This window comes from uncultured Algibacter sp. (assembly GCF_947487575.1).
Taxonomy (GTDB): domain Bacteria; phylum Bacteroidota; class Bacteroidia; order Flavobacteriales; family Flavobacteriaceae; genus Algibacter_B.
In genome coordinates this window covers 102,272-120,868 of the sequence record NZ_CANKXG010000012.1, presented here as the reverse complement: position 1 = coordinate 120,868, position 18,597 = coordinate 102,272, and the positions used below count along the sequence as shown (strand labels likewise).

Below are 18,597 nucleotides of genomic sequence, written 5' to 3'. Positions count from 1 at the left end.
ACTAATGATGGTTGTACTGCGGATGATGTTCTTAATTTAACTGTGACTCCTAAACCTGCGGATGATGTGACTAATGCCACTATCTGTTCGGGTGAAACTTATACTTGGACTGCTGGTAACGGAAACGATTATACCACAGATCAAACCGGAGTTAGAGTTTCTAACGATGGTTGTACTGCCGATTTAGTGCTGAACTTAACCGTAACGCCTGCAACAGTTTGGTACTTAGATGCTGATGGTGATAATTTTGCAATATCAACTGTAACGCAATGTACAGATCCTGGTATTGGTTACACTACAACTGTATTACCATTAACTGATTGTGATGATACAGATAACACAATATATCCTGGCGCTACTGAAATACCAAACAATGGTATTGATGAAGATTGTAACGGATCTGACTTAATCACTTTAAATAGAGATGATTTCACTCTAAGAAATGTGTCAATAATACCTAATCCTTTTAATGATAACATTACTATTAATTTACCTTTAGGTTTTAACAATAGTGATTTCACAATTAAAATATTAGACTTAAATGGACGAGTTATTATTGACAGACAATATTCAAGTATGAATAGTAGAATAAATGTTTCTGGTTTAGATAAACTAGATGAAGCTCCTTACCTATTCAAAATTACAAATAAGGAAACTGGAGCAACTATTCATAAAAGGTTAATAAAACATTAAACTGAATAAAAGCTTAAAATAAAAGGGTCGGGTTATAAATAACTCGACCCTTTTTTATGTAATTAGGCATAATTAATCTTGATTGTAATAATTATTTAAAAGCTTTTACAATTAAAAAAATACCATTTTTCAATATATTGATTTTCAATTAGTTAAAATATTAAAATGCATTTAATCGATTAAATTTGTATTTCATGGAGTTTTAATCTACATTTGGTGCTTAAATAATTAGTCCCAAGCTAAATTTAACCTCTTATGAAAAAAATTACGTTTTTATTAAGGTCATGTATACTTATAGTAGGTATTCTATTTTCTTCAGTTGCTTTTTCGCAAAGTCAAACATTTACATCTAGTGGAACATTCGTAGTTCCTGCAGGAGTAACATCAGTTAACGTTGCTGCATGGGGTGCAGGTGGCGGTGGTGCTGATGAAGCTAGTAACGATGGCGGCGGCGGTGGCGGCGGTGGCGGTTTCCGTGGTGGAACAATAGCTGTAACACCTGGAGATAATATTACAATAACAATTGGAAATGGTGGTACTGGTGCTACATCAAATGGAAATGATGGAGCCAACGGAGGAAATACTATAGTTACTCATACAATTGGAACAATAACCGCAAATGGTGGTGATGGTGGTTTAACCTCCCCAGGAAGTGGTGGTTTTGGCGGTAATGGTGGCGGTGGTTCATTCACTGGTACTGTAACAAGTCAATTAGCATTTAGTGGTGGTGCCGGTGGTGATGGTGATTTTGACGAAGGTGGTGCTGGCGGTGGTGCTGCTGGCGATAGTGGTAATGGAAGTAATGGTGCTGATGCTGCCGGTGATTTTGCTCCTCCAGGTGGAGCTGGTGGAACAAACAATGGTAATGGCGGTACTGGTAATGGCGGTAATGGCGGTAATGATAATAATGGTCAAGATGGTGAAGATTATGGCGGTGGCGGAGGTGCATCAGGTGATGGAAATGGAATTGGCGGTAATGGTGCCCCGGGTCTAGTAATTCTAACATGGACTGCAACACCAACACCAGAAATAAATATACAAGGAAACGGTGTTGATATTACTGATGGAGATACAACTCCAATTGCAGGCGATGATACAGAATTTGGTTCAATAGCTAACGCTACAGTTTTAGATCATATTTTTACAATTCAAAATACAGGAACAGCTACGTTAAACTTAACTGGTGGAGTTCCTTTGGTTGATATTAGTGGAAACGCAGCGTTTTCTATTCAAACACAACCTAGTGCAAATAATATTATTAGTGGTGGTGGCGACTTAACTTTTGTTGTTAGATTTTCTCCTACTGTTGATGTTACTAATGCACAAGCAACAATATCTATCGACAATAATGATTCAGATGAAGACCCATACACTTTTGTTGTACAAGGTTCTTCATTTACTCCAACTACAGAAATAAATATACAAGGTAATGGTGTTGATATTGCTGATGGAGATACAACTCCAATTGTAGGTGATGATACTGAGTTTGGTTCAATACCAACTTCTTTAACTGTAGATCATACTTTTACAATTCAAAATACTGGTACAGCTGTATTAAATTTAACAGGTGGAACTCCAATAGTAGATATAAGTGGTAATGCTGCTTTTTCTATTTTAACACAACCAGCATCTAATACTATTGGTATTGGTGCAAGTTTAACTTTTGTTGTAAGGTTCGACCCAACCGTTATAGGTTCTAATTTTCAAGCAACTGTATCTATAGATAATAATGACGGCGATGAAAACCCATATACTTTCGTAGTACAGGGAACTGCAATTGCTCCCGCTCCAGAAATTAATATTCAAGGAAACGGAACTACTATTCCCGATGGAGATACAACACCAATAGTTGGTGATGATACCGAATTTGGAACAGTAGCTATAGGCGCAGTTATAGATCATACCTTTACAATTCAAAACACAGGAACCACACCTTTAAGTTTAACTGGAGGTTTTCCTTTAGTTGATATATCTGGAGATTCTGGTTTTTATATTTTATCTCAACCAACGGCATCAACAATTGCTAGCGGTGGTGATTTAACTTTTGTTGTAAGATATGCCCCAAGTGTAGTCAGCACAAATGTACAGGCCACAATTTCAATTGATAGTGATGATGTAGACGAAAACCCATACACATTTGTTGTTCAGGGTTCTAGTACTTCTGGCGATCCTTTGTATACCATATATTATGAAAATTTTGACAATAGCAACGGTGGTTGGACAATGTCTGATACTGGTTCAGGTTCTACTTGGGCTTATGGTACAAATGCTACTGAAGTTGGTGAAGCTAACTATTGGTATACAAACACTTATAATAATTATGCAACCAATACATCTACCTATGCAACAAGCCCTGTTATAGATTTATCTGGGTTTGATAACTTAGTATTACATATAGATGTTCGTTTCCAAACAGATACTAATGATGGTGCTATAATAGAATATAGTACTGATGGTACAAATTGGTCAACTCTAGGAGCTACCGGTTCTGGTACAAATTGGTATAATTCTGCTAGTGTTAACGCATTAGGAAGTGTAAATGGTTGGTCTGGAGACAGTACTACACTATTTGGAGGTTCTATTGTTGCAGGAAGAAACAACTTTCATGAGTCCAAAATTCCATTACCTTCATCGCTTGCTGTACCAACCGTTCAATTTAGAGTTCATTTTTCAACCCAAACTTCAAATGGTGATGGTTTTAATTTTGATAATGTATTCGTAAAAGGAGACCCAGATGTTGCATTTCCAAATCCTACAAACGGACCAGGTGGTATTACTAATAACCTAACATTATGGTTAAAAGCAGACTCTGAAATTGGAGTAACTGCTGATGGTGCTGATATTGCTACATGGAGCGATCAAGCTCAAAATAATGACGCCGTAAGTGTTACAGCCACTAGCCCAACTTTTAATAATAATGCTACTGGAAATATTAACTTTAATCCTTATGTAGATTTTGTAAAAGCCAACCAAGATGTAATGAAAGGAAAAGGTGGTTATTTTGCAAGGGAGTATTTTATAGTACTAAAAACGGATGGTATTATTGATAGACAAATATCTAGTACACAAGCACCTATTTCTGGTAGGTTTGCTAACCAAACTATGCATAGTGATGGCTCTGGTTTATACTTTGGTGCAGGTTCGCAAAGGTTCACTAATTATGATTCTATGGTTAACCATATGGTAAGTACTGTACCGCCATCTTTAACAGGTGGTATAGACCCTCAAGGTTCTTATGGTAGAACATATTCTAGTGCAACAGACTCTTATGATAGTGAAGTCATTGTATTTAATATTAAAAATAATCCTGCTAACAACTTAACAGAAATTTACAAGAATGGTATTAGAATAGATAATGCTACCGGTGAAACATCGTCATTATTTGAAACGCTACCATTTAACGAATTTTTAAATTCATACTTCTGCTTAGGTAGTGGTAGAATTTCAATAAACGGACACCCATTTGATACATTTTTCGATGGAAAAATTAGTGAGGTTGTAAGTTATTCTCATCAAAATACATCTTTAGATCAGCACAAAATTTTATCTTCTTTAGCAATAAAATATGGAATAACATTGCACGATACAAATAGTGTAACTGCTCAAAATTTAAATGATGTAGATTACATTGATTCGCAAGAAACTGTTATCTGGGATACTGCTGCAAACGCTGGCTACAACTATGATGTTGCAGGTATTGGTAGAGATGATGCTTCAGATTTAAACCAAAAACAATCAAGTAGTGTTAATGATGAAACTGATGTTGATGGACCAATTGAAGGTATATTAAGTATTGGATTATCTGATATTTACGATACAAATAGCGATAATCAATCTAGTAACCCAACTACATTTAATGATAGAGAGTTTTTAATGTGGGGTAATGATGGTGCCGATTTAAATTTAGCTGCCGCCGCAATTGCTGTAGATATGAGCGATGGTATTGCTGGCTTATCAACTCCCGTTTCTTTCGTTTCAATGCAACGTACGTGGAAAGTTGTTGAAACTGGTGGAGATATTCCATCTTGTAAAGTAAGAATTCCGCAAAGTGCTATTAGAAACATAACACCTCCTGGAAGTTACTATATGTTTATATCTGACACTGGTATTTTTGATCCAACTGCAGACTATAGAGTAATGACTCCAGATGGTAGCGGAAATCTTGAAACAGACTATAACTTTAATGCTACCAAATACATCACTTTTGGTTACGCGCCACAAATTATCAGAGAACGTTCTATCTATTTTGACGGCGTTGTTGATTATATTGATGTTGAAGATAATTTAGATTTAAACACAACTGAATTTACATTATCTGCTTGGATAAAAAGAGATCCTGGTACTACTAATGCATCAATTGTTTCAAAAAGAAACGCAGCAAATACTGAAGGTTACGACTTAAGAATTGATGGCTCTGGAAGATTGGCATTTACATTAAACGGAGGTGCAGCAACTTTAACATCAGGAGTAGCCATACCAGAAAACGAATGGCACCAAGTAGCTGTAATTTACAATTCAGGTAATGCAAATTTATATATAGATGGTGTTTTAGACCCTACCTTAAGCGCGGTAGGCACATCTTTACCAGCTCCTGTAGCAACAACACAAAAATTCTTAATTGCAGCAGCCGATGGCTTTGACCCAAATACAACCGATTATTTTGCAGGAATTATTGATGAAGTAAGGGTATGGAATATTGCTCTAATTCCAGGTCAATTAAGGTATATTATGAATCAAGAATTATCAGAAATCACACATTTCCCAGATCCAGATGATAATACTATAGCACAAATAAAAGGAAGCGTTATACCAACAACAATAACAAATAATGAAATAAATGCCATTCCATGGGGTAATTTAGAAGGCTATTATCCAATGTCTGTTTACACCTATACTAACACAGATGATATGTCTGGAAATGGTAATCAAGGTGCTTTGAGAAACTTAAATACAGTAGATTACCAAACTGCTCCATTACCATATGAAACTCAAGCTGCAGGTTCATGGGATGCCGATGCTACATGGTTAAATAACGCAGTTCAACCGTTACCAAATTCATTATCAATTATTGATGGCACAACACCTATTGGCTGGAATATTGTTGAAATAAACCATGACACTTATTTAGGTGCATCTCCAACAGCTGCAAGAAGCAGAGATTGTTCGGTAGAAGGATTAATAATTAATAGTGGTGATTTACAAGTAAACGGAGATACTGCTTCAAATACAGGTATTGGTCTTACGGTGTCGCATTACTTAAAACTTGATGGTACTATAGACTTAGAAGGAGAATCGCAATTAGTACAATTGGATAGAAGTGATTTTGATGCTACCAGTACTGGTACTTTAGAGCGTGACCAACAAGGTTATTCCAATACCTATTTATACAACTATTGGTGCTCACCTGTGTCTCCAACAAGCAATGCAACCTATACCTTACCAGATATAATGACTAATGTAGGCTTCCTAACTTGGGGGTACGACGGTACGGCTTCACCAATTCAAAATGCCGATTATTGGATATGGAAATATGCAAATAGACCAACTAATGATTATTCAGAATGGCAACATGTAAGAAGTACTGGATCATTATCAGTTGGACAAGGATTTACAATGAAGGGCCCTGGAACTTTAACTTCAGATCAAAACTACATTATGCAAGGGCAGCCAAACAATGGCGATTTTAACTTAGCCATTAACTCGGGTAACGATTATTTAATAGGTAATCCATACCCTTCAGCTTTAGATGCAAATCAATTTATTCTAGATAACATCCATACAGCAGATGGAGGTAATAATGATAGAAACGTTATTAATGGTGCATTATATTTTTGGGATCATTTTGCCGTAAACAGTCATCATTTAGCTAATTACCAAGGTGGTTATGCCGTTTATACATTAATGGGAGGTACTGTGGCAATATCAACAGATTCTAGAATTAATGCAACATATGCTTCTGGAACTAAACTTCCTGAAAGATATATTGCTGTAGGACAAGGCTTCTTTGTTTCAGCTAATGATGGCGGATTAACAGGCTTAGTTCAACCCATTATAGATGGTGATTTAAATTTTAAAAATAGCCAAAGAGTTTACCAAAAAGAAATAGTTTCTGGAAGTAATACTGGTTCTGTATTCTATAAAAATGGTAAAAAGTCACAAAACAGTGCCAAAAATGAGATTGATACTAGAGAAAAAATAAGATTAATGTTTGATTCTCCTGATGGATTTCATCGTCAACTATTAACTGGTGTTGATAAAAATGCTTCAAATAATTTTGATTTAGGGTACGATGCTGTTCTAATTGAAAGTAACGAAGAAGATATGTATTGGAGTTTAGATGAATCCAAACTATTAATTCAAGCTGTCAATAATTTTAATGAAGAACAAAAAATACCTTTTAGCATGAAAATAGCAAAAGAAGGCTTAGCTGTTGTAAGAATCGATAATTTAGAAAACATAGATACTAATAAAAACATTTATGTTCATGATTTACAATTAGACACTTATCATAACTTAAGAGACAACGCATATAGTTTATACTTAACTCCAGGAGAGTACAATAATCGCTTTCAGATAACCTTTACTAGTAATAGTTCTTTAAGTACAGAAAGTTTCGAAGAATTAGATTTACAAGTATATTTTTCAAATGATAAAGAGAACCTTATCATTAACAATCCTAAACTAATAAACATTAAAACTGTTGAAATGTATAATGTATTGAGTCAATCAATATTCAATATAAATGATGATGACCTTGACCTTAACAAAAACTACCATGAGTTTAACATTAAGCAACTAAATACTGGTGTTTATATTATAAACTTAACAACAGAAAATAAAACTATTTCTAAAAAGATATTAGTTAATTAATAATCAAAATAACAGTAAAACACAATTTTTAATATAAGAATATGCCCTAAATATAATTTAGGTCTTTTTTACAAAAAATACACTTAATCGGACTTTGTAATCATTTTATCGATTATATGGATTATAATTGCTATATTCGCTAAGCAAATTTTTACATATAAAATAATGTTTAGCCCCAAAACAAACATCTACTCATGAAGCATTTTGCTACTAATATATTTATATTACTCTCTCTATTATTTTGTAGTACTAAAATTTACGGACAACTTCATTCTAAACCTAATTGTGGGCAAAATTTCAATTTAAATTGGACTACAAACTCTGCTAGTGACGATTATTATTGGCCACCAGGAAAATTAACTAACACATATACTAATGTAGATGGTTCAGAAACAGATGTTACTATTACATTTACTGGAGAAACAGAAACCCTAGGTTTTTGGTCAGGAAACACTCCTAAAGTAGGCACTCAATCTAGTTATTTATACAAAGGCATTGACTTACTTTCAAATGGGTTTTCTGGAACAGGAATTACCTGTACCATAACATTTAGCAAACCTATATACGCATTATCATTTGATATTCACCACATAAACAAATGGGAAACTAATGGTGATAAATATACATTTACGGGTAAAGACAAAGATGGAAATACTATTTATCCCGAATTCACGCACTCCCCTTCTCCTTCTTATAATTCAGATACCAATACAGGAATTGTAAATGCAATTTCTAACTTAACATCTTCAAACAATGCAATAATTGGTGTCAACTTTTCAAACTCTAATTATATTAAAAGCGTGTCTTTTTTATGGGAAGATTGCGATACCTGCGACCATTATTTACCTCATGCAACAGGTATAGGGAATTTTAGCTTTTGCGCACCACAAATTATAGATTTTGATGGTCAAGATGATTATATTAATAGTGACGCTTTTTTAGGAGGCAGAACAGAAGTAACCATGATGTCCTGGATTAAATTAGATGAAGGATCGGATGGTGGTGAAATTATGGGGCAACGCAACTTTAGATTGTTTGTAGACTCATCTAAAAGGTTAAACGCATTTTTAAAAACTAATACTGAATCAGAAATTAAATCTCCAGATTTATCAGAGTACATTTTAAATGAAAACATTTGGCATCATGTTGCTCTAAAATTCAATAGTAACGAAGGAAGTGTAATACTATATTTAGATGGAAAAGCCATTTGGAATTATTCAGATAATGCCCTAGTGGGAACCACTATTGATGGCACTACTATTTGGAACCTAAACCATGATTTTGAAATAGGACGCAATTCACAATTTGATAACGATTATTTTGAAGGGTCCATTTATGAAAGCAGAGTGTTCAATAAAGCTTTAAATGAAAATCAATTACACCAACAAATAAATCAAGAAATTGAAAACAATAATGGAAATATTAGAGGTACAGTAATACCTAAAAATATTGAAGGTTTATTTTGGGATGATTTGTTACTATACTACAATATGAAAAATGCAAATACTGGATTTGTTTCAGATATTTCCAATAACAATAGAAATGGTATTTTGAATAACATGCTAATATCGCAAGAAAGTCAAGATTATACAGCCCCTCTACCCTACGAAACAACAAATTCGTGCGATGGAAACTGGACCAATTCAAATAATTGGCTTCATGGAAGAGTTTGGAATATAAATACTAAAATTCCTGAGCATTCAATCATTAAAATTAACGGAAATTTAGAAGTAGGCATGGATATTCTAACCACTGGACTTATCGTTAATAAAGATGGTATATTAAAAGTAAACCAAAACGTTGCATTAATTAATTCTTGGTACTTATTACTTGATGGAATTATCGATTTAGAAGGAAAATCTCAATTAGTACAAACAGAGAATAGTACATTGGATAAAATTAGTTCTGGCATTCTTGAAAAAAACTTACAAGGAACTGCAGATAATTTTACTTATAATTACTGGTCATCCCCTGTTGGTAAAATAAATAATTCTACTATAAATAATTGCTATACCGTAAAAGACATTTTTCCCAATGTAAATTTTTTAACTGCTGGCTATGATGGAATCATTTCTCCATTATCAATTTCAGATTATTGGATTTGGAAATATAGCAATAAACTTACTGACAATTATTCTTCATGGCAACACGTAAGAAGCTCTGGAGAAATAATACCAGGTGAAGGATTTACAATGAAAGGTCCTGGGGCAAAATCTATAACTGAAGTTCAAGAATATAGACTACAAGGAAAACCAAATAATGGCGATATTAGTTTACCAGTATACGCAGGAAACGACTATTTAATAGGGAACCCATATCCTTCTGCTATTGATGCTGTTAAATTTATTCAAGACAATAAATCAACCATATCCGGTCAAGGATCAACAGATGGCACACTATATTTCTGGAATCATTGGGGGGGTGGTTCACATATAGCGACCGATTATCAAGGTGGTTATGCCTCATATTCACTTTCAGGAGGTGTTCCTGCAGTTGGAAAAAACAACGACACAAAAAATACTGCAACAGGAAACTATCAAGAAGATATTCCAAATAGATACATACCTGTTGGCCAGGGGTTTTACACTACCACTGAAACTAACGGATCAATAAATTTTAATAATAGCCAACGTGTTTTCTACATTGAAGATACCCAAACTAATGTAGCTCATAAAAATGGTAGTAAAACAAATAATGTAGTTAATGGTAATGACTCAAGAATGAAATTAAGAATTGGTTTTAATTCTGTGAACACCTTACAAAGACAACTATTAATAACGGTTGATAAAAATGCGACCTCTGGATATGATTGGGGTTATGACTCCAAATATATTGATACACAAGTTGATGATATGTATTGGCTAATTGGTAATAATAAATATATTATTCAAGGAATTAATGAAATTAATCATGAAACGATTATTCCTTTAGGGATTCACACAAAAACTGATGGATATAATAGCATAAAAATTGATGATTTAAAAAATGTACAAAGCGATTTAGAAATCTATTTATATGATAAAGAACTAAATATTTATCATGATTTAAGACAAAGCAAATATGAAACCTACCTAGAAGTGGGAGAGTATTTAAATCGTTTTGAAATTACCTTTTCTAAGAATAATACTTTGGATACTCAAGAAAATGAAAACAAAAAGATAGAAGTTTATTTTTCAAATGAGAAAAACGATATTGTCATAAATAATCCAGCATCTAAGCAAATTGAATATGTTGAAATGTTTAATATTCTAGGACAAACCCTTTTTAGATTTAACTCTAATACTAACCAAAAACGTATTAAATATAATGCCAAACAAATTAAAACGGGTAATTACATTTTAAAAATTGAAACGGAATTTGGAATGATTTCGAAAAAAGTTTTAATTAATTAAGATATAAAATTCAGACAAAAATTTGTATTTTTATGTTTTTTATCGAATTTTTTATACTTTTCATCTTTATTTGTAAGATATTTTATATATTAGATCATGATTATTTAAATCATATATAAAAAACAATAGTTAGCCCCAAACTAATTAACCCATTTATGAAAAAAATTACTATAACAGGATTTATGGTATTATTTAGCGTCCTGTGTTCACTAAAAGTGACGGCTCAATTACATAGTCCTCCAAGCTGTGGAGAGAATTTCACATTAGATTGGTCTTCTACTCCAATGACATCCAGTGAATTTGATTGGTTAGCCGCTGGTGCATTATCAAATACATTTACTAACGTTGATGGTTCTGGTATAGATTTTACAGTAACCTTTACTGGCGATACTGGTTCTTTAGGTAATTGGGGGGGGCAAACTCCAAAAGTAGGCACATCTGCAAGTGGCACTACAGATGAATACCTAGATCTTTTTACAAATGGTCTTTCAGCGGGAGGCATAACATGTACTATAACTTTTAGTTCTCCTATTTATGCTCTTGCATTTGATTTAGCCCATGTAAATGCAGGTGGAGCTAATGGTGATAAATATACAATAATGGCTACTACCACTTCAGGTAGTACAATTTACCCAACTTTTACAAACTCAGCAACCCCATCCTACACAAGTAATAATGCTACAGGAGTTGTTAATGCTAATAACCCATCTACTTTTGGCACAAATGCTATGGTAGGAATAAACTTTTTAGATTCAGATTACATTACAAGTGTTTCCTTTTTATGGCAAGATTGCGATACTTGCTCAAACTTTAACATTCATGGCTCTGGGTTAGGAAATTTTAGCTTTTGTATTCCGCAAACATTAGATTTTGATGGTGTTAATGATTATATCGATAGACCAGCCTTTTTAGGAGGAAAAACTAACCTTACTATGATGACCTGGATAAAATTAGATAGCGGTTCAGATGGTGGAGAAATAATGGGACAACCTAATTTTAGAATTTATGTTGATGGAGGAAAAAAAATAAGAGGATTTATACGAACAAATAACAATGTTACAGTTAGCAATCCAAGTCCTGCCAGTATTCTATTAAATGATAATATCTGGTATCATGTAACGTTAAGATACAATGGAGATTTAGGAATAGCAGATCTTTATTTGAATGGAACAAATATTTGGAGTTATACAAATGCAGTATTAGTAGGTACGTCACTTACTACTATGCCCTCATGGAATTCTGATCATGATTTTGAAATAGGGCGAAACACACTCAATGATAATGCATATTTTGAAGGGTCTATATACGAATGTAGATTATATAATAAAGCACTTAACTTAAATCAAATCCATAGACAAATAAATCAGGAAATTGAAAACAATTCTGGAAATGTTAGAGGCACTATTATACCAAAAGATATAGAAGGCTTAAGTTGGAGTGATTTAGAGTTTTATTACAAAATGGGTATAATTGATACTGGATATACGCCAGACGAATCAAATAACAATGTTCCTGGTCACTTAAACAACATGAGAACCTATCAAGAATACACCGCGCCTTTACCTTATGAGACAACAGCATCTTGTAGTGGAGATTGGACAGATTCAAGCAATTGGCTTCATGGAACAGTATGGGATATACACAGTGCACCCCCAGAATGCGCCATTGTACATATTAAAGGGGATATGGAAATTAACACCGACAAAACAACAGTTGGTTTAATTTTAGATAGCAGTAGTAAACTTGATGTTAAAGGAGACTCTGGACTATACAATTCTTGGTATGTTAAACTTGATGGTGACATAGATTTAGAAAATGAATCACAATTTATTCAAACAGCAGATAGTGAGCTTGATGCTACTAGTTCTGGAACACTAGAAAGAGATCAACAAGGCACTGCTGATAAATTTACTTATAACTATTGGTCATCTCCAGTTGGCGTATCCAATAATTCCACAAATAATAATAGTTACACAATCCCAGATGTTATAACTAACATTAACTTTTTAACTTATGGGTATGATGGTTCTGCATCGCCTGTAGCAGTAGCAGACTATTGGATTTGGAAATATAACAACAGGCTAACCGATGACTATGCTTCTTGGCAACATGTACGCAGTACAGGAACCATGTTAACAGGAGAAGGATTTACAATGAAAGGACCTGGAACTGGTGATATTTCTGACCCTCAAAACTATATTTTTAATGGAAAACCAAACAATGGGAATATTAATTTAACGGCTAGCCCTGGAAATAGTTATTTAGTTGGTAACCCTTACCCATCAGCCATTGATGCCCATCAGTTTATAATTGATAATGGTCCTGTAATTTCAGGAACTGATGTTGGTTCAACTATAAATGGTACATTATACTTCTGGGAACATTGGGGAGGTGGCTCTCATCATCTTAGTGATTATCAAGGTGGTTATGCAACCTATTCGTTATCTGGAGCCGTTCCTGCTGCAGCTATGGGAACTTCAGACCCTGATGTGGCTACTGGAGGAACACCAACAAAATTGCCTGGACGTTATATACCAGTATCACAAGGTTTCTTTGTTACTGCCGAAAATGGCGGCACTATTAATTTCAACAATGGGCAACGTGTATTTCAAAAAGAAGATGGTAGTAATTCCGTATTTACCAAAAATTCTGATACAAAAAAATCTAAATCAACTAAAACTAATAACTTCAATGATACTAGAATGAAGTTAAGAATAGGATTTAATTCTATTAACACACTTCATAGACAACTTTTAATAACTGTAGACGAAAACACAACTCTTGGATATGATTGGGGATATGATTCTAAATATATTGACACACAAATTGATGACATTTATTGGTTAATTGAAAATGAAAAATTCACAATTCAAGGTGTCAACCAAATTGATGAACAAACTATTATTCCTTTAGGTCTGCACACCAAAAATGCTGGTTTAAATAATATTACTATTGATAAGTTAGAAAATGCACCAAGTAATTTAGAGGTCTTTTTACATGATAAAGATTTAAATATTTACCATGATTTAAATCAAGGTAAATATGAAACTTACCTTCCAGCTGGGGAATATTTAAACCGTTTTGAAATTACATTTTCTAAAACTCAAACATTAGGTGTAGAAGAAAATAGTAGCCAACAAATTGAAGTATATTATTCAAATGAAAAGAGCAGTATTGTAATAAATAACCCTGCATCAAAAACAATAGAATCAGTAGAAATGTTTAATATTCTTGGTCAAGCTTTATTTAGGTTCCAAACCAATACTAATGAAAACCACTTGGAATACGATGCCAACCAAATTAAAACTGGTAATTATATTTTAAAAATTAAAACTGAATTTGGTACTATTTCTAAAAAAGTATTTATAAAATAAAAAGTTGAGTTCTTAATGAAATTATTTTGAAGTTAGTCACAAAAAATGTCTTCTTTATACTTAACTTATTTTCAAGTCCTGGGTTGATCCTCAGGACTTCTTTATTATAGAAACTAATGCTTCAAGCAAAACTTTATCTTGCTCTCCAGAACTCATGTTTTTTAGAGTGTACGTATTAGATTCTATTTCTTGTTCACCAACCAAAACTACAAATGGAATATGGCGCTTATTAGCATGATTCATTTGTTTTTTCATTTTAGCAGCATCAGGGTATAATTCTGCGTTAACACCTTGAAAACGTAATTGCTTAATTGCTTTTAAACTAAACAAAGCTTCTTTGTCTCCAAAGTTGATAAACAAAACTTCAACATTTTTGTTTACCGTTTCCGGGAATAAACCCAATTCTTCAAGTACTAAATAAATACGGTCTAATCCAAAACTGATTCCAACGCCACTAACATCTTTCATTCCGAAAATGCCAGTTAAATCATCATAACGACCGCCGCCTCCAATAGAACCCATTTTCACAGATTTAGGAGCAGACACTTCAAAAATAGCACCTGTGTAGTAGTTTAAACCACGAGCTAGAGTAACATCCAATTGTAAGCTAGCAGTTGACAATCCTAACTCGATAATGGCTGAATTTATAAAATCTAATTCTTTAATACCTTTTTGTCCATCTTCGGAAGTATTAAGAATACCTTTTAAACTTTCAATTTGTGATTCAAATGAACCAGACAATGTAAATAAAGGCTGTAATTTTGAAATACCTTCATCTGAAATACCTTTAGAACGCATTTCTTCTTTTACTTTCTCCTCGCCTATTTTATCTAACTTGTCTAAAGCAACCGTAAAATCAATTAACTTATCACTTGCTCCAATAACTTCAGCAATGCCTGAAAGTATTTTTCTGTTATTTATTTTAATGGTAACACCTTTCAGTTTTAAGGCTGAAAAAACAGTGTCATATAATTGTATAAACTCAACCTCTTGCCATAATGATTTACTTCCAACAACATCTGCATCACATTGAAAAAACTCTCTAAAACGGCCTTTTTGAGGTCTATCTGCACGCCAAACTGGTTGTATTTGGTAACGTTTAAACGGGAATTCAATCTCGTTTTGGTGTTGTACTACGTAGCGCGCGAATGGCACTGTGAGGTCGTATCGGAGGGCTTTTTCAGAGATTGATGAAGTAAGTTTAGTCGAATCTTTTTCGGAATAAGCTTCATCATTAGCTTTAGATAAATAATCACCAGAATTTAAAATCTTAAAAATCAAACGATCCCCTTCATCACCATATTTTCCCATCAACGTATCCGAGTTTTCAAAACTAGGTGTTTCTATAGGCTGAAATCCAAAGGTTTCAAAAGCATTACGAATGGTATTAAAAATATAGTTTCGTTTTGCTACTTGTTCTGGATTAAAATCTCTGGTTCCTTTTGGTATACTTGGTTTTTGAGCCATAACTATGCCTGCGAAAGCAGGTATCTCATTTAATGATTATTAAAATTTATTCTTCAAAGTGGATTCCGCATCAAGTGCAGAATGACAAAAATATAGAATGAAAATGTCATTGCGAGCTTTTTCATCAGAAAAAATTAGCTTGTACTCAGCGCAGTCGAAGTATGGCAATCTCATGAATTAAAACTATAATTAACAGATTGCCACGTCGTGCCTCCTCGCAATGACGGTTCAATTCTAATTTATCAACTTATAAAAATAATTATATAATTCGCCTTTGGTAATGTTAGCACCTTGTTCAATCATTTTGAACTTATCCAAATTTTTATCTTCGCTATAATCTTTATCAGCTTGTAAAAACTCAACGTTTTCGTCCATTAAGTTTTCACGTAACCATGCATAGCCTTCTTGAGTTGTAATATCAACATCATTTTTTAAGTTTACAACTATGGCGTGCATATTAGCATCATCTAAATGAAACAAATACATATGCTGTGGCGCAATATGCTCTATATACTCAGCTTTATTTAAAGCGCCTTCCCAAATTAAATCGCTAAATACATCTAATTCCATTTCAGCCAAATCAGGCTTATTGGCTTTCAAATTAGTCCACTCATCTGCAGTTATAGATTGTGTTGCTAAAAAATTGATGAATTCCTGATGTAATTCTTCAAACTGTTCTTTTGTAAGTCTTGCGTATTTCATTAAAAATTATTTTTTTCGTAAAAACGTAAATCATATAAATTTTACAAAAAAAGCCCCAACTAGGTTGAGGCTTTCAAAATATGTTTATTTAAAGCTTATGCTTGCGCTATAACTTCAAATTCTAAATCAACTGATACTTCTCTGTGTAAACGAACTACCGAAGTATATTTACCTAAACGCTTAACAGTAGTAACTGTTATGAATTTTTTATCTATTGATTGTCCTTCTTTTTCTAAAGCGGCTGCTATATCAATGTTATTTACAGATCCAAATAATTTGTCTCCTGAACCAACTTTAGCAGGTATTTTAATTTCTAATGCTTTAATTGCCTCGGCAATTTTGTTAGCATCATCAACTATTTTCTTTTCTTTAAAAGCACGTTGCTTTAAATTTTCAGCTAAAACTTTCTTTGCAGAAATTGTAGCCAATATCGCTTGTCCTTGAGGAATTAAAAAGTTTCTACCATAACCGTTCTTAACTGTTACAACATCGTCTTTAAATCCTAAATTTTCAACGTCTTGTTTTAATATAAGTTCCATTGTTATCGGTATTTTATTTTAATAAATCTCCTACGTAAGGCATTAATGCTAAGTGACGTGCTCTTTTTACAGCTACTGCCACTTTTCTTTGATACTTTAATGAGGTTCCTGTTAAACGACGTGGTAAAATTTTACCTTGCTCGTTAATAAAACGCATTAAAAAATCAGGATCTTTGTAATCTACATACTTAATACCAGACTTTTGAAACATACAATATTTCTTAGTCTTGTTAGTATCAATATTAAGCGGCGTTAAATATCTAATTTCGCCGTCTTTTTTTCCTTTTGATTGTTGTTCTATTGATGACATAAATTAGGCTTTTTGTTTAAGTTTAACTCTTCTTCTTTCTGCCCAAGAAATTGCATGTTTATCTAACGCAACCGTTAAATAACGCATAAAACGCTCATCACGCTTAAACTCAACTTCTAATGGGTTTATTACTTCTCCAGATACAGTGTACTCAAATAAATGATAAAAGCCACTTTTCTTGTTTTGGATTGGATAAGCTAATTTCTTTAGTCCCCAATCTTCTTTTGATACCATCTTAGCGCCGTTCGAAACAAGAAAATCTTCGTATTTCTTTACTGTCTCCTTTATCTGATCTTCAGATAAAACGGGATTTAAGATGAAAACAGTTTCATAATGATTCATAAAAATCGTTTTTATTGTTAAAAATTGGGTGCAAAAATAAATATAATTTACCTTTCTGGCAACGTTTTTGTTATTTAATAATTTAGATGTGCTATTTTGTTAATATTATGTTAAAAAACGCATTTAAACGATGTTTTTTGGTTTTTAACCGAATTATTCGTACTATTGTCGATATCTTAACCGAAATAATATAAATGTTATGACTTTAAACTGTGTAGTAGTAGACGATTCAGCAATACAACGTCTCTCTATTGTTAAACTTGTAGAGAATCACCCCTCTCTTAATTTAATAGCAGAGTACAGTAGTGCTTTAGAGACTAAAAATGGTTTAAATACGCATCAAGTTGATTTAATTTTCCTCGATATTGAAATGCCAGTATTGAATGGATTTGAACTTTTAGACGTATTAAACAACAAACCCCAAATTATTTTTGTAACCGGTAAAACCGAATATGCTTTTAAAGCTTTTAATTACGACGCTACCGATTACTTACATAAACCAATTACAAGAGAACGTTTTAATACTTCTGTAGATAAAGCCTTAGAGCAACATAGATTGACTTTAGACTTTAATGAAGAAGAAGGAGAACATATATTTGTGAAGAGTAACCTTAAAAAACGTAAAGTTTACATTAAGGATATCAAGTGGATTGAAGCTCTTGGTGATTATGTAAAACTTGTTACAGAAGAAAACAGCTTAGTAGTATTATCTACAATGAAGTCTTTTGAAGCTGAATTACCAGAAGGTAAATTTTTAAGAATTCATAAATCTTATATCGTGAATCTTGATAAGATTGACAGATTCAACAGTAAAAATGTTGAAGTTGGCGCTTACGAAATTCCTTTAAGTAGAAATAAAAAGACCCAATTAGTTGATGCTTTAAATAATATTTAAAAGCACACAACAA

10 protein-coding genes are annotated in these 18,597 nt (G+C 33.1%); 5 read left to right on the top strand and 5 right to left on the bottom strand.

Annotated features, from left to right (window positions below; translation table 11 throughout):
- The 4 genes from Q0870_RS13710 to Q0870_RS13695 all read left to right on the top strand — a co-directional run.
- A partial coding sequence (locus Q0870_RS13710; protein WP_298556259.1) for a T9SS type A sorting domain-containing protein occupies nt 1-693 on the top strand: 693 nt, incomplete at its 5' end.
- 255 nt (nt 694-948) lie between these two features.
- Entirely contained in the window at nt 949-7,563 is a 6,615-nt protein-coding gene (locus Q0870_RS13705; protein WP_298556257.1) for a choice-of-anchor D domain-containing protein, read from the top strand.
- 194 nt (nt 7,564-7,757) lie between these two features.
- Nucleotides 7,758-10,955 (top strand): LamG-like jellyroll fold domain-containing protein, encoded by a 3,198-nt coding sequence (locus tag Q0870_RS13700; RefSeq protein WP_298556255.1) that lies wholly within the window; start codon nt 7,758-7,760, stop codon nt 10,953-10,955.
- Between the two features lie 155 nt (nt 10,956-11,110).
- A complete protein-coding gene (locus Q0870_RS13695) occupies nt 11,111-14,329 on the top strand; it encodes a LamG-like jellyroll fold domain-containing protein (protein WP_298556253.1) in 3,219 nt (1,072 codons plus the stop codon).
- Nucleotides 14,330-14,419: 90 nt separating this feature from the next.
- On the opposite strand, the gene hisS is transcribed toward Q0870_RS13695, so the two are convergent.
- From hisS to rpsF, 5 genes are all read right to left on the bottom strand, one after another.
- Nucleotides 14,420-15,796 carry a histidine--tRNA ligase gene (hisS, locus tag Q0870_RS13690; RefSeq protein ID WP_298556250.1) on the bottom strand — a complete coding sequence of 459 codons (1,377 nt, stop codon included), beginning with the start codon at nt 15,794-15,796 and terminating at the stop codon, nt 14,420-14,422.
- Nucleotides 15,797-16,030: 234 nt separating this feature from the next.
- Nucleotides 16,031-16,498 (bottom strand): DUF6495 family protein, encoded by a 468-nt coding sequence (locus Q0870_RS13685; protein WP_298556248.1) that lies wholly within the window; start codon nt 16,496-16,498, stop codon nt 16,031-16,033.
- A 95-nt stretch (nt 16,499-16,593) separates the two neighbouring features.
- On the bottom strand, nt 16,594-17,037 hold the full coding sequence (gene rplI / locus Q0870_RS13680; protein WP_298556246.1) for a 50S ribosomal protein L9: 444 nt from the start codon (nt 17,035-17,037) through the stop codon (nt 16,594-16,596).
- 13 nt (nt 17,038-17,050) lie between these two features.
- Complete coding sequence (rpsR, locus tag Q0870_RS13675; protein ID WP_144117832.1) at nt 17,051-17,347, bottom strand: 30S ribosomal protein S18; 297 nt, start codon at nt 17,345-17,347, stop codon at nt 17,051-17,053.
- 3 nt (nt 17,348-17,350) lie between these two features.
- Nucleotides 17,351-17,689 (bottom strand): 30S ribosomal protein S6, encoded by a 339-nt coding sequence (rpsF, locus tag Q0870_RS13670; RefSeq protein WP_298556244.1) that lies wholly within the window; start codon nt 17,687-17,689, stop codon nt 17,351-17,353.
- A 199-nt stretch (nt 17,690-17,888) separates the two neighbouring features.
- Here rpsF and Q0870_RS13665 point away from each other — a divergent pair, with 199 nt between their 5' ends.
- Nucleotides 17,889-18,584 carry a LytTR family DNA-binding domain-containing protein gene (locus Q0870_RS13665; protein WP_019388305.1) on the top strand — a complete coding sequence of 232 codons (696 nt, stop codon included), beginning with the start codon at nt 17,889-17,891 and terminating at the stop codon, nt 18,582-18,584.
- Nucleotides 18,585-18,597 lie beyond the last annotated feature (13 nt).

What these genes read in the sequence shown, in the direction of transcription:
- rplI (WP_298556246.1), bottom strand. Translation starts at nt 17,037, where the DNA reads ATGGAACTTATATTAAAACAAGACGTTGAAAATTTAGGATTTAAAGAC.
- Q0870_RS13665 (WP_019388305.1), top strand. Translation starts at nt 17,889, where the DNA reads ATGACTTTAAACTGTGTAGTAGTAGACGATTCAGCAATACAACGTCTC.
- Q0870_RS13695 (WP_298556253.1), top strand. Translation starts at nt 11,111, where the DNA reads ATGAAAAAAATTACTATAACAGGATTTATGGTATTATTTAGCGTCCTG.
- rpsF (WP_298556244.1), bottom strand. Translation starts at nt 17,689, where the DNA reads ATGAATCATTATGAAACTGTTTTCATCTTAAATCCCGTTTTATCTGAA.
- hisS (WP_298556250.1), bottom strand. Translation starts at nt 15,796, where the DNA reads ATGGCTCAAAAACCAAGTATACCAAAAGGAACCAGAGATTTTAATCCA.
- Q0870_RS13685 (WP_298556248.1), bottom strand. Translation starts at nt 16,498, where the DNA reads ATGAAATACGCAAGACTTACAAAAGAACAGTTTGAAGAATTACATCAG.
- rpsR (WP_144117832.1), bottom strand. Translation starts at nt 17,347, where the DNA reads ATGTCATCAATAGAACAACAATCAAAAGGAAAAAAAGACGGCGAAATT.
- Q0870_RS13705 (WP_298556257.1), top strand. Translation starts at nt 949, where the DNA reads ATGAAAAAAATTACGTTTTTATTAAGGTCATGTATACTTATAGTAGGT.
- Q0870_RS13700 (WP_298556255.1), top strand. Translation starts at nt 7,758, where the DNA reads ATGAAGCATTTTGCTACTAATATATTTATATTACTCTCTCTATTATTT.